Source organism: Mycobacterium sp. 1482292.6 (assembly GCF_001672995.1).
Taxonomy (GTDB): Bacteria; Actinomycetota; Actinomycetes; order Mycobacteriales; family Mycobacteriaceae; genus Mycobacterium; species Mycobacterium europaeum_A.
Window position 1 is genome coordinate 1 of sequence record NZ_LZKV01000089.1, and the last position, 12,194, is coordinate 12,194.

7 protein-coding genes and 3 pseudogenes are annotated in these 12,194 nt (G+C 69.4%); 2 read left to right on the top strand and 8 right to left on the bottom strand.

Annotation, left to right across the window (positions count from 1 at the left end; translation table 11 throughout):
* The 3 genes and pseudogenes from A5624_RS08720 to A5624_RS08730 form a co-directional block, all read right to left on the bottom strand.
* A pseudogene (locus tag A5624_RS08720) lies at positions 1-2,028 on the bottom strand (hypothetical protein); the annotation flags it as partial.
* An 89-nt stretch (positions 2,029-2,117) separates the two neighbouring features.
* On the bottom strand, positions 2,118-4,400 hold the full coding sequence (locus tag A5624_RS08725) for an alpha/beta hydrolase-fold protein (RefSeq protein ID WP_066864654.1): 2,283 nt from the start codon (positions 4,398-4,400) through the stop codon (positions 2,118-2,120).
* A gap of 36 nt (positions 4,401-4,436) precedes the next feature.
* A complete protein-coding gene (locus A5624_RS08730) occupies positions 4,437-5,564 on the bottom strand; it encodes a Xaa-Pro peptidase family protein (RefSeq protein ID WP_066864657.1) in 1,128 nt (375 codons plus the stop codon).
* Between the two features lie 70 nt (positions 5,565-5,634).
* Here A5624_RS08730 and A5624_RS08735 point away from each other — a divergent pair, with 70 nt between their 5' ends.
* Positions 5,635-6,588, top strand: a complete 954-nt coding sequence (locus A5624_RS08735; protein WP_066864660.1) for a 5'-3' exonuclease — start codon at positions 5,635-5,637, stop codon at positions 6,586-6,588.
* Positions 6,589-6,600: 12 nt separating this feature from the next.
* On the opposite strand, the gene A5624_RS08740 is transcribed toward A5624_RS08735, so the two are convergent.
* The 5 genes and pseudogenes from A5624_RS08740 to A5624_RS08760 form a co-directional block, all read right to left on the bottom strand.
* Positions 6,601-7,365, bottom strand: a complete 765-nt coding sequence (locus A5624_RS08740; protein WP_066864663.1) for a DUF4333 domain-containing protein — start codon at positions 7,363-7,365, stop codon at positions 6,601-6,603.
* 65 nt (positions 7,366-7,430) lie between these two features.
* Entirely contained in the window at positions 7,431-10,217 is a 2,787-nt protein-coding gene (locus tag A5624_RS08745; protein ID WP_066864666.1) for an RNA helicase, read from the bottom strand.
* Positions 10,207-11,163, bottom strand: coding sequence for a twin-arginine translocase subunit TatC (tatC, locus tag A5624_RS08750; RefSeq protein ID WP_156748947.1), 957 nt, complete (start codon positions 11,161-11,163; stop codon positions 10,207-10,209). The genes A5624_RS08745 and tatC overlap by 11 nt, the downstream gene beginning before the upstream one ends.
* A gap of 46 nt (positions 11,164-11,209) precedes the next feature.
* Positions 11,210-11,485, bottom strand: coding sequence for a Sec-independent protein translocase subunit TatA (gene tatA / locus A5624_RS08755; protein WP_066864671.1), 276 nt, complete (start codon positions 11,483-11,485; stop codon positions 11,210-11,212).
* A 99-nt stretch (positions 11,486-11,584) separates the two neighbouring features.
* A pseudogene (locus A5624_RS08760) lies at positions 11,585-11,809 on the bottom strand (helix-turn-helix transcriptional regulator); the annotation flags it as partial.
* A 22-nt stretch (positions 11,810-11,831) separates the two neighbouring features.
* Here A5624_RS08760 and A5624_RS08765 point away from each other — a divergent pair.
* A pseudogene (locus A5624_RS08765) lies at positions 11,832-12,194 on the top strand (WYL domain-containing protein); the annotation flags it as partial.

Here is a 12,194-nt window from a genome sequence, read left to right on the forward strand (position 1 = left end):
CGACGGCTCGGCGACTGGGTCGTGAGCGCCACCGGCCAGCACGGAGACCGGCTCAGGCGGCTGCTCCGCCGGCACCGCGGTGGGTTCGTGCGGGCCGCCGGATGGCACAGACGCCGGATCGTGCGGACCCCCGGGAGCGGCCGGCGCAGCCGGTGCCGGCGGAGGAGCGGGCTCTGCGGCCGGTTCATGCAGCCCACCAGAACCGCCCGGCGGAGGGGCCGCCGCGGGCGCGGGCGCGGGATCGTGCAGACCACCCGGGCCGCCTGGCGTCGCAGCGGGAACGGGCACAGGATCGTGCGGACCGACGGGACCACCCGGCGGTGCAGAAGGGGCGGGTGACGAATTCGGCTCGTGCGGAACGCCATTGGGACTACTCGAGGGTGGCGGCGAATCACCGGGCGGGCCCGCCTGACCCGGCGAGGTTGCCGCGGGCGTCGACCCCTGGGGTGCGCCGGGAACGCCCTCGGACGGGCGAGGTACCGACTCGACCGGCGGCTCAATCGGCTTGCCGGGTGGCATTGCCACGGGAATGCCACTTGCCGGAGGCTTGATATCCGGCAAATCCTTGGTTACGCCTGCGAGTTTTTGGGGCAGCTCGGCGCTCGCCTTGGTGATGCCGGTCAGCTCACCGCGGGCACCCGCGATGCCGCTTAGCCCTTCTCCGGTTTTTCCGCCGGCACGCCCCGCAGCGCCAGCGGCCGCCGACTCTTCCTCGGCCCCCCTTGCCGCCGCACCCGCGCCGTCGGCCGCCGCGCCCCCTTCACCGAGGCCGGGCGAGATCAGGGTGCCAAGGTCGAACGCGACTTCACCAGCGCCCAGTCCGGGTCGATCTCTGGTCCAATCCTCGGCATGCACAAGGCCTTTCAACTCCTGCAGCCTCGCATGCGCGAATTCCTCGGGATGAATGGGAGCGTTGAACAAACTCTCCTTCCACGCATTCTTCACCAGACCGGTCCAAGTGGCAGCTGCGCCTTGGGGGTCGACGGCGATCCAATGCGGGCTCAGGTCGGCAAGGCCTAACCCCATGTTGACCGCACCTTTGAGAACGCCCTCCTGGGCATTTATCCCGAACTCGAATGCGGTCGCCACCGGATTGCCGACGTCTTCCCCTAAGAACTTGACGAGCCCGCGGCGCGCGTACTTCTCACAAGTGACGACCTCGCGATCGGCCGCTTCCATAAGCAGCCTGATCCCCTGCACGCCGGCGCGGGCCTCCTGCCCGAGATGCTGCAGCACGTCGTTGATGTCCTTGGCGATTTTCTTGATCTCGTCCCATGCGTCGCCGTCGATAATGAGCATGATGTCGTGGCCGAGGTCGCCCAGGGACCCGAGCCGGTGCAACAGATCCCGAATCGCATGTTGGGAGCGGCAGACTTTGTCGGCGAACTTGTCGATGGCACTGGCCAGCTTGCCGCATTGCGCGCCGATAGTCGCTGCCGCAGAACCTATTTCGTTGAGAGCGTTATCGATCTTGTCACCTTCAGGAAGGTGTTGGATATCCAGCAGTGTCTTAGCCGCGTTGAGAGTCGTCTGCACCCCGTTAGCCGCCGCGGCGAAGCCGCGCCAACGAGACGCGACCGCATGCATACCCGGCACGTCGCCGTCGGGCCACAACTCGAGGACGAGCGACTCCACGATCGCCCATAGCGCCGGTGGCGGCTCTCCGGGCCCCATCGTTCCCGGGGCTTTGGGAGCGGCAAGTTCCTCCGGCGGGGGCGGCGCCGCCAAAATGCTGCCACCGCCGCCTAGCGTCGAGGCCGCCTCCGCCATCGAATAGTTCGACGCGCCTTGCTGGATAAGAGCACCGCATTTCCCGCACGCATTCACGACGGCAGCCACTGCCTTCAGCAGCGACTCGGCGGTGTCCTGATACGCCAGGCCGAACACCTCGCCGGCGCGATCCACCCCGGTGTGGGCCGAAAAACCCGCCGCCAACACCGTCAGGTTCGCCGCCAGACCACCGCCGGCGGCACCCACGGCACTACCCGCGGCGTACATCGCCTCCGGGTCGACAGCCAAGGGAGCCACGAGCGGAATTTTCGCTCAGGTCCGCCCGTCGCCGCTATTCACCCGATGATCGATTCGCCAAGCTAGCGACAATCACCTAGCGCCACAACTCACCGATCAACAGCCGCTGCGGCCGTCAACGTGATGCGGTGTCGCCCGGGCGAGACCGCGACCGTCGCCCCGGCCGGTTCGCCATCGAGTTGCACGTCGACCGCCGCAGGCAAGCCACCGAGCGTGATCGTGGCGGTGACATCGGTGGCCACCGTGATGGTCGACGTCGGCAACGCCGCCAGCCCGGCTCGCGCGACATCGACTCGTAAACCGGCAACTCCGGTGAGGCGCAACGTCAAATACGGCAGCGGGCCGACCGGCCGTCCCACTTGCCAGTCCAGCTCGCTGTACACCCCGGGTGTCGGCTCGAAGTGCGGGATGACGCCGCGATGGTGCGCAATGGTGTGCGTGGGGTCCGGCCGCGCATACGAGCGGGCATCGACCTCCGCGACGGCCCCGCGCCGCGCGGTCACCTCGGGATCGGCGGCCAGCTCCGACAACCACCACACCTGGTGCGGCCCGATGCCCAGATCGGCGCGCACCAGTTGCGGATACCAGGCGAACGTGATGTGTCCCGGATCCGCTTGGCGCAGAGCGGTTCCCATGTGGGAGATCGGGTCCTCGAACTTGTCCTGAAACACCCAGGCGATGTGATCCTCGAGCGGGTACACGCTGAAGCGGTGCCGGTAACCCAGCCGGTCCAGCTCCAGCACCTGCTCGGCGGCCGAGGCGAACGGCACCAGTTCGTCAAGCAGCCCATGAGCGATGACGTAGGGCAGCCATCGGGCGTTCACCAGCAGCTTCCAGGTGTCACCCTCTCGGGCACAGGGCGTATGCGGATCGAGGTCGGCGGGAATGTCGACGTGCGGCAGCAGCCGCACCCCGCACGTCGGCGGGCCGGCCAGCACCACGGCTTGCGAGAACACTTGCGGATAGCTCAGTCCCAGCTTGTATGTCGCATACCCGCCCATCGAATAGCCGGAAATCACAGTGCGATTGGGGTCGGTGCCCAATTGTTCGGCGACTCGCGCCCATACTTCCCAGACGTCGAGTTCGCCGGTGTCGAAGTACCAGGTGGACGGTCCCCGGGCCAACGGCGTGACCACCACCGACTCACGACCCTCGCACACCTGGTGCAGCAGGTGCGGGTCGATCGCGGCGAACTGGCTCTGCCCGAGCGAAAGCGAGTGCAGCAACAGGGTCAACGGCAGCGTCCGACCCGGCGCGTAGCTCGAGGGCAGGCAGATCGAATACGGCTGCACCCGGCCGAGGAACTGCGGCTTGGTGCTCAGGATGTCGTTGGCGGCCCAACCCTGTTCCAGGCCCTGGCCGAGTTCGACCGACGACACGTACCACCGGGTGGACGGGCCGGTGATCACCGGCTCGGGCGCGGTTTTGCTGGCCGCCAGCTGACCCCACGGCACCGTCACCGCGAACTCGGAGACGTCGCCGTGTGTCAGGGCGGCGGCCTGGGCGGCATCCGACCAGAAGTTCAGGTGCACCGGCTCCTGCTCGTGGGTGCGAAATGCCACGTTGTACACGTTGGGTTGCCCGGGCAGCGCGCCATGCAGGGCGGACACGTCGGCGAAGCCGTCCCCCGCCGCGTTGGCCAGCCCCGCCACCATGCGGACCGTCCAGCTGCCCGTGGGTTCGGCCAGTGACCGCGGGACCTGGGCGACGAACGACCGCGACTGCATGTCGACGCTGTGCTCGACCGGCGTCCTGGCCTGCGTGGTCAGGTCGATCAGCGCGGCGCCGGCGCCCGAGACCAGCAGGGCCATGTCGATGCCCTTCGAACGCACCCCGGCTGCGGCGGGCCAGTGTTCGTCCGCCGTTCGGGCGGGGTCAGTGTCGAAGGTGAACAGCGCGATGGGCACCGACGCGTCCAGCAGGGTGTTCCAGTCGATCCGCCACCAGGTGTGGGTCTCGGTGAGCCCGATGGCGACGCGGAAGATGTCGGCGCCGTTGCCGGCCGCGGGGCCGTCGGGATAGATGTAGGTTCCGCGCGGCGGCGCCTGGATCTTCAGGTCGCCGATCGGGACACCCGTCGCGCCGTGGTCGTCGTAGAGGAAGTCGGTCCAGAACAGGGCGCCGCCGGCTAGCCGCCCGGCGCCGCACGTGCGCGGGAACTCCTCGCCGAACGGCCAACCCGCGGGCGACGGAAGTGCGGGCTCGGGGCGCCGCGCCGCCGGCGGCACGCCCTCGGGCATCCCGTCGACCACGACCAGCTCGGCCGGCGGCGCGGGAGCCGGCGCGGGTGCGGGTGCCTTGGGGTGCAAGACCGCGTCGGCGACGTGGCGTGCGATGCGAATCGGAAGCAGCGGAAGATCCAGAATTGACATCACGCCCCAACCTACGCGGACCCGGTGACGCGTCGGTCAGGCCACCGGAACCACGATCAGTTCGTGCGGCCGGTTATTGACGGCCAGAGCTCCCTCGGGGGTGACGACGACGATGTCCTCGATCCGAGCGCCCCAACGGCCCGGAAAATAGATGCCCGGCTCGATCGAGAAGGCCATGCCCTCGGCCAGGGGCAGATCGTTTCCGGCGACGATGTAGGGCTCTTCGTGCACCGACAGCCCGATGCCGTGCCCGGTGCGGTGCACGAAGTACTCGGCCAGCCCTTCGGCGGCCAGCACGTCACGGGCGGCGGCGTCGACCTGCTCGGCCGTCACCCCCGGACGCACCGCGTCATACGCGGCGCGCTGGGCGCGTTGCAGCACCGAATACTGTTGCGCGACTTCGGGATCGGGCTCACCGATGCTGTAGGTGCGGGTGGAGTCGGAGTTGTAGCCCGGTTCGTACGCGCCACCGATGTCGACGACGACGATGTCACCGACCTGCAGTTCGCGATCCGAATATCCGTGGTGCGGGTCGGCGCCGTGCGGCCCGGACCCGACGATGATGAACGCGACCTCCGAATGCCCTTCGGCCACAATGGCATCCGCGATGTCGGCGGCCACGTCGGCCTCGGTGCGACCCGGGACCAGGAACTCCGGCACCCGGGCGTGCACCCGATCGATGGCGGCGCCGGCCTTGCGAAGCGCGTCCACCTCGCATTCCTCCTTGACCATCCGCAGCGTGCGCAACACGTCGGTGGCCAGCACCGGCAGCACCCCGAGCACTTCGGCCAGCGGCAGCAGGTGCAACGCCGGCATGGCATCGGTGACGGCGGTCGCGGCGGGGACACCGCCCAACGCGGAGCCCACCAGATCGTAGGGATTGTCGCCGTCGACCCAATCCCGCACCGCCAGGCCGAGTTCGGCGACGGCCGATTCCTTCAGCGAGGCCAGCTCGAGACGCGGCACCACCACCGTCGGCTCGCCCGAGGCGGGCAACACCAGCGCGGTGAACCGCTCCAGGGTCTGTGCGCGCGACCCGACGAGGTAGCGCAGGTCATAGCCCGGTGTGATCACCAGCCCGGCCAGGCCCACATTGGCGGCCGCCACCGCGGCGGCCGCCAGCCGGCGTTCGTACACTGCTGCGTCGAAGCGGTGAGACTCCATGGCAGTCAGGCTAACCCCCGCCTGCCGACCGTCGACTCGGTGCGCGGATTGGCGTGAGACGATAACCCGCATGCGACCACTCGTGCTGCTCGACGGCGCCAGCATGTGGTTCCGCTCGTACTTCGGGGTGCCGTCCTCGATCACCGCGCCCGACGGCCGGCCCGTCAACGCCGTTCGGGGGTTCATCGACTCCATGGCCGTGGTGATCACCCAGCAGCGGCCCAGCCGGCTGGCCGTCTGCCTCGACCTCGATTGGCGTCCCCAGTTCCGGGTGGACCTCGTCCCGTCCTACAAGGCCCACCGCGTGGCCGTGGAGGATCCGCAGGACGAGCCGGACGTCGAGGAGGTCCCCGACGACCTGACGCCCCAGATCGACATGATCGCCGAACTCCTTGACGCATACGGGATTCCGACGGCCGGCGCCGAGGGCTACGAGGCCGACGACGTGCTGGGCACTCTGGCGGCCCGGGAACGTAAGGACCCGGTGGTGGTGGTCAGCGGCGACCGCGACCTGCTGCAGGTGGTGTCGGACGATCCCGTCCCGGTCCGGGTGCTCTACCTCGGCCGCGGGCTGAGCAAGGCCACGTTGTTCGGGCCCGCCGAGGTGGCCGAACACTACGGCGTCCCGGTGGATCGCGCCGGCCCCGCCTATGCCGAACTCGCGTTGCTGCGCGGCGATCCGTCCGACGGCCTGCCCGGGGTGCCGGGCGTCGGCGAGAAGACCGCGGCGACGCTGCTGGCCCAGCACGGCTCGCTGCAGCGGATTCTGGCCGCCGCCCAGGACCCGAAGTCCAAGATGGCCAAGGGCATCCGCACCAAATTGCTCGGGGCGCTGGATTACATCGAGGCGGCCGGCAAGGTGGTGCGGGTGGCGACCGACGCGCCCGTCACCTTCTCGACGTCCACCGACGAAATACCGTTGGTCGCCGCCCATCCGCGACGCACCGCCGAACTGGCGACCGAGCTGGGCGTCGGCTCGTCGGTCGCCCGCCTGCAAAAGGCGCTGGACGGGCTGCCGAACTGATCGGCCCGGCGGCTACTGCGGCCGGCCGACCTCGTAGGTGCCCTTGTTGTCCTGGAAGGTCACCGTGACGTGCTTGGGCGCGCCGTCGATGCTGACGTCGCAGTCGAACGTGGCGCCCTTCTTGACGGTGGGGTTCTGGCCGTGGTTGCACTTGACGTTCTGGACGTTCTTCGCGCCGTAGCCGTTGGTTTCGTCGCTGAGCACCTGCTGGACCCCGGCCTGCGCCTTGTTGACGTCCAGCTTGGTGGTGACGAAGAACCCGGGCTGCCAGAAACCGAGCACCAGCACCACCGCGATGAGCAGAAACGCGATCGCGCCGCCGACACCGGCGATGAGGCCGACGGGCCGCTTCTTGCCGGGCTGCTCATATCCGGGGTACTGCTGCGGGTACTGGCCCGGCTGGCCGTACTGGCCGGGTTGGGGATACTGACCCGGCTGGCCATACTGCCCCGGCTGCGGATACTGGCCGGGCTGACCGTACTGGCCCGGCTGGGCGTACTGGCCGGGCTGGGCGTATTGGCCGGGCTGACCGTACTGCCCCGGTTGCGCATAGCCCGGCTGCTGCTGGGGATACTGCTGCGGATAGGCCTGTTCCGCCGGCTGCTGGTACTGCGGGTAGTCGGCGGGCGGGGTGTAGGCCGGGGCCTGCCACGACGTCTCCTGGTTCGACTGCTCCTGCCAGGTGGGTGCCACCTGAGTCGGCTCTGACGAGTGATCGCTACCTTGACCTTGACCGGGCGGCTGCCACTGCTGGTCCGATCCCTGCGGTCCGCTCATCTTTCTCCCTCAGCCCTTGTGTCTTGGCATGCACTATCGCCGCTTAACGGTAGCTCCGGCCTAGCCTACCCGGCGTCAACTGCGACGACGCCGCGCCGAATGTCGTTGATAGCCCGCTTGGCGGTGGCCCGTAGCTCGGGGTCCGGGGCGGCGTTGCGGACCTGGTCCAGCAGGTCGAGCGCCTGGCGGCACCAGCGCACGAAATCCCCCGCCAGCAGCGGCGAGCCCGTGCCGGCCGGATCGGCGGCCGCCAGCGCCGCCGCCAGGTCGCCGGTGCGGGCCCAGCGGTAGATGACGTTGACGAAGCCGTCGTCGGGCTCGCGACTCGGGGCGATCCGGTGCGTTTGCTCATCGGCGCGCAGCGCCATCGACAGCCTCGAGGTCTGCTGCAGCGCTTGGCGCACTTGCTGGGTGGGCGCGTCGGCCGCAAAACCCGCCCCCGGCCCCTCGCCGCCCCGGGTTTCGTACAGGACTGACGAGACCACCGCCGCGAGTTCGGCGGGCTTGAGCCCCGACCACGCGCCGGTGCGCAGGCATTCGGCCACCAGCAGGTCGCTTTCGCTGTAGATGCGCGCCAGCAGCCGGCCGTCGTCGGTGACGCGCGGATCGCCGTCGCGCCTCTCGATGAAGCCGCGCTCGGTGAGCAACCCGACGATCCGGTCGAAGGTCCGGGCCAGCGAATTGGTGGCCGCCGCAACCTTTTTCTCCAACTGCGCGTTGTCGCGCTCGATCCGCAGATAGCGCTCGGCCTGCCTGACCTGTTCCTCCACACCGGCCGTGTTGTGCGACGGGTGCCGGCGCAGCGCGTCGCGCAGCGACGCCAACTCGGGATCATGAAATTCACCATCGGAATCCCCCCGGCCGCCGCGGCGCCGGGCCGGGATGGTCAGCCCGGCGGCGGCCGATCGTAGCGCCGACGCCAGGTCACGCCGGACCCGGGGCTGCCGGTGTTCGACCCGCTTGGGCAGCGACATCGAACCGACCGGCGCCGACACACCCGAATAGTCGGCCGAGGAAATCCTTCCGGCCCAACGGTTTTCGGTGAGCACCAGCGGTCGCGGGTCGGTGCTGTCGCGGGCCGATTCCAGCACCACGGCCAGGCCGCCGCGCCGGCCATGGGTGATGTTGATGATGTCGCCGCGGCGCAGCGCGGCCAATGCATCGCTGGCGGCCTGCCGCCGTTGCAGCCGGGACGCCCGGGACTGCGCGCGCTCCATCTCGCCGATGCGGGCACGCATCCGGGCGTATTCGAGGATCGGCGCCTTGGGTCCGCCGATCTGGGCGGCGATCTCGTCGAGCATCGCGGTGCCGCGCTCGATGCCGCGGACCAGCCCGACGACCGAGCGGTCGGCCTGATACTGCGCAAACGACTGCTCCAGCAACCGGTGTGCCTGCTCGGGGCCCATCTGTTGGACGAGGTTGATGGTCATGTTGTACGACGGGGCGAACGAGCTGCGCAGCGGGAAGGTGCGGGTGGAGGCCAGCCCGGCCACCGCGGAGGGCTCGGTGGTCTCCTCGGTGGGATTCCACAGCACCACCGCGTGGCCCTCGACGTCGATGCCGCGCCGCCCGGCGCGGCCGGTGAGCTGGGTGTACTCCCCCGGCGTCAGCGCCACGTGCTGCTCGCCGTTGAACTTCACCAGCCGTTCGAGTACCACCGTGCGGGCGGGCATGTTGATCCCGAGCGCCAGGGTCTCGGTGGCGAACACCGCCCTGACCAGTCCGGCGGTGAACAGTTCTTCGACCGTGTGGCGGAAGACCGGCAGCATGCCGGCGTGGTGTGCCGCCAGGCCGCGCAGCAGCCCCTCGCGCCACTCGTAGTAGCCGAGCACGCCCAGATCGGCGTCGGCGAGGTCGCCGCAGCGGTGCTCGATCACCTCGGCGATCTGCGCGCGTTCCTCCTGGGTGGTCAGCTGCAGGGGCGAGCGCAGGCACTGCTGGACGGCGGCGTCACAGCCGGCCCGGGAGAACACGAACGTGATCGCCGGCAGCAGCCCCTCGGAGTCCAGGGTGGCGATCACGTCCGGCCGTGTCGGCGTCCGGTAGAAGCGCGGCCGCGACGGCCGGCCCGAGCCCCGGCGACGCGGCTGCCAGTCGGTCATGCGGTCCGCCTCGCGGCGGTGCGAGATGTGGCGCAGCAGTTCGGGATTGACGCGAGGTTGACGGTCCGCGGCCGGTTTCTCGTTGTCGTAGTCGAACAGGTCCAGCAGGCGCTTGCCCACCAACACGTGCTGCCACAGCGGCACCGGCCGATGCTCGTCGACCACGACCGTCGTATCGCCGCGCACGGTCTGGATCCAGCCGCCGAATTCCTCGGCGTTGCTCACCGTCGCCGAGAGGCTGACCACCCGCACCTCGTCGGGCAGGTGCAGGATCACCTCCTCCCACACCGGGCCCCGCATCCGGTCGGCCAGGAAGTGCACCTCGTCCATCACCACATACGAAAGCCCATGCAGCGCAGGCGAATCGGCGTAGAGCATGTTGCGCAGCACTTCGGTGGTCATGACGACCACGGGCGCGTCGGCGTTCACCGACATGTCCCCGGTGAGCAGGCCGATGCGGTCGCGGCCGTAGCGGGCCGTGAGGTCGGTGTGCTTCTGGTTGCTCAGCGCTTTCAGCGGCGTGGTGTAGAAGCACTTACCGCCGGATGCCAGCGCCAGGTGCACGGCGAATTCGCCGACCACCGTCTTGCCGGCGCCGGTAGGCGCGCAGACCAGCACGCCGTGGCCTCGTTCGAGCGCCGCGCACGCCCGATGCTGAAAGCCATCCAGCGCGAAGGGCAGATCGGCGGTGAACCGGGTGAGCTCCACCAGCTCAGCAAGGCCGGAGGGCGGCGACGGATCAGGTGACATCGTCGTGTTGCCCGGCGGACAGCGAGGGCTCGGGTATCGCGCTGGGCGGTTCGATCACCGATGCTTCGTCGTCGGGAATCACGGCCTGCGCTTCACGCTTGGCCTTGCGCCTGTCGTGCAGCCGAGCGATCTGAATGGCGAACTCCAGGAGGACCGAGAGCGCCAACCCGAGGGCGGTCATCGAGAACGGGTCGGATCCGGGCGTGAAGACCGCGGCGAACGCGAACATCGCGAAGATCAGGCCGCGCCGCCACGCCTTGAGCCGCTCATAGGTCAGCATCCCGATGGTGTTGAGCATGACGATGAGCAGCGGGAATTCGAAGCTGACGCCGAAGACCACCAGCAGGTTGATCAGGAAGCCGAAATATCTGTCGCCGGACAGCGCGGTCACCTGGACGTCGCTGCCGACGGTCAGCAGGAAGCCCAGCGCCTTGGCCAGTACGAAGTAGGCCAGCACCGCGCCGACGACGAACAGCACCACGGCGGGGATCACGAAAGCGATCGCGAAGCGGCGCTCCTTCTGATAGAGCCCGGGCGTGATGAACGCCCAGAGCTGGTAGAACCACACCGGGCAGGCCAGCACCACTCCCGCCGTCAGGCCGACCTTGAGCCGCAGCATGAACTGGTCGAACGGCGCGGTCGCCAGCAGCCGGCACTGCCCGCCTGCGCTGATCTCGGCGCGCGCCGATTGCGGCAGCGAACAGTAGGGATGGCGCAGCCACTCGCCGAGGCTTTCCAGGCCGAAGATCGAATGCGAGTACCAGACGAAGCCGAAAATCGTGGTCAGCAGGATCGCGGCCAGGGAGATCAGCAGCCGGGTGCGCAGCTCGGTCAGGTGATCGACCAGCGACATGGTCGCATCCGGGTTGGTTCGGCTGCGACGGTTACGAGGGTTGAGGCGCCTCAGCAGGCCGGTAGTGCGCGCTGAAACCTTGAAGACTTTCACGATGCTCGGTCAGTGGCGCTCGGGCAGCGCGCGACGATGGTGACGGCTAGGCCGGACGTGCTTCGCTGTGCCCCTGCTCGCTGGGCGCCGGCGCGTCGACCCGCTGCGACTGCACCGGCTGGGGGGCGGCCGGCGGGGTCGACGGGGTGTCCAGGGACGGCGCTTCCGCCTTGTTCTCGGTCTGCATCTCGCGCAGTTCGGACTTGAAGATCCGCATCGACTTACCCAACGAACGCGCAGCGTCGGGGAGCTTCTTGGCACCGAACAGCAAGATCACCACGACCGCGAGGATCGCCCAGTGCCACGGACTAAGACTGCCCACTTTGATTACCTCCAGACGTTCACCCGATGCTACCGCAGCGGGGCCGGGTGGCGGCGGGCCCGCGCCGCGCCGCGGTGGACCATCTCGCCTGGACTTTTGTCAGTTCATGGCGTCGTAGGCGGTCAGGGCGGCCGCCGCCGTATCGCGCACCCGCCGCGCCAGCGACGCGGGTGCCAGCACCTGAACGTCGGGGCCGAAGCCCAGCACCAGCCGCGTCATCCAATCCTCGGAGGCATAGGTCATCACCGCCTCGCAGGATCCGTCCGGCAGCTCGCGCACGTCGCGCATCGGGTAGTACTCGAACATCCAGGACGCCGCCGGGGCCCGGGCGCAGGACGCTTCGGCCGCGGCAACGGCCGTCGACGAGCCCGCGCCGGTGGAGAACCGGGCCGCCGCCGCGGTGCGTGCGGCCGTGCAGTCCAAGCACGCGCTGGCCATCGACTACTACTCCGCCTCCCACGACACCCTGACCAGCCGGGTCGTCGACCCCATCCGGGTGCTGCTGATCGGCGGCCACAGCTACCTGGAGGCCTGGTCGCGCGAGGCCGAGGGCGTTCGGCTGTTCCGCTTCGACCGGATCGTCGACGCCAGCGAGCTCGATGAGCCGGCCGCGCCGCCCGAGCCCGCCCTGCACGCGCCGCCGGACACCTCGCTGTTCGACGGCGACCCGGCGCTGCCGTCGGCCAGCCTGCGCGTGGCCCCGGCGGCG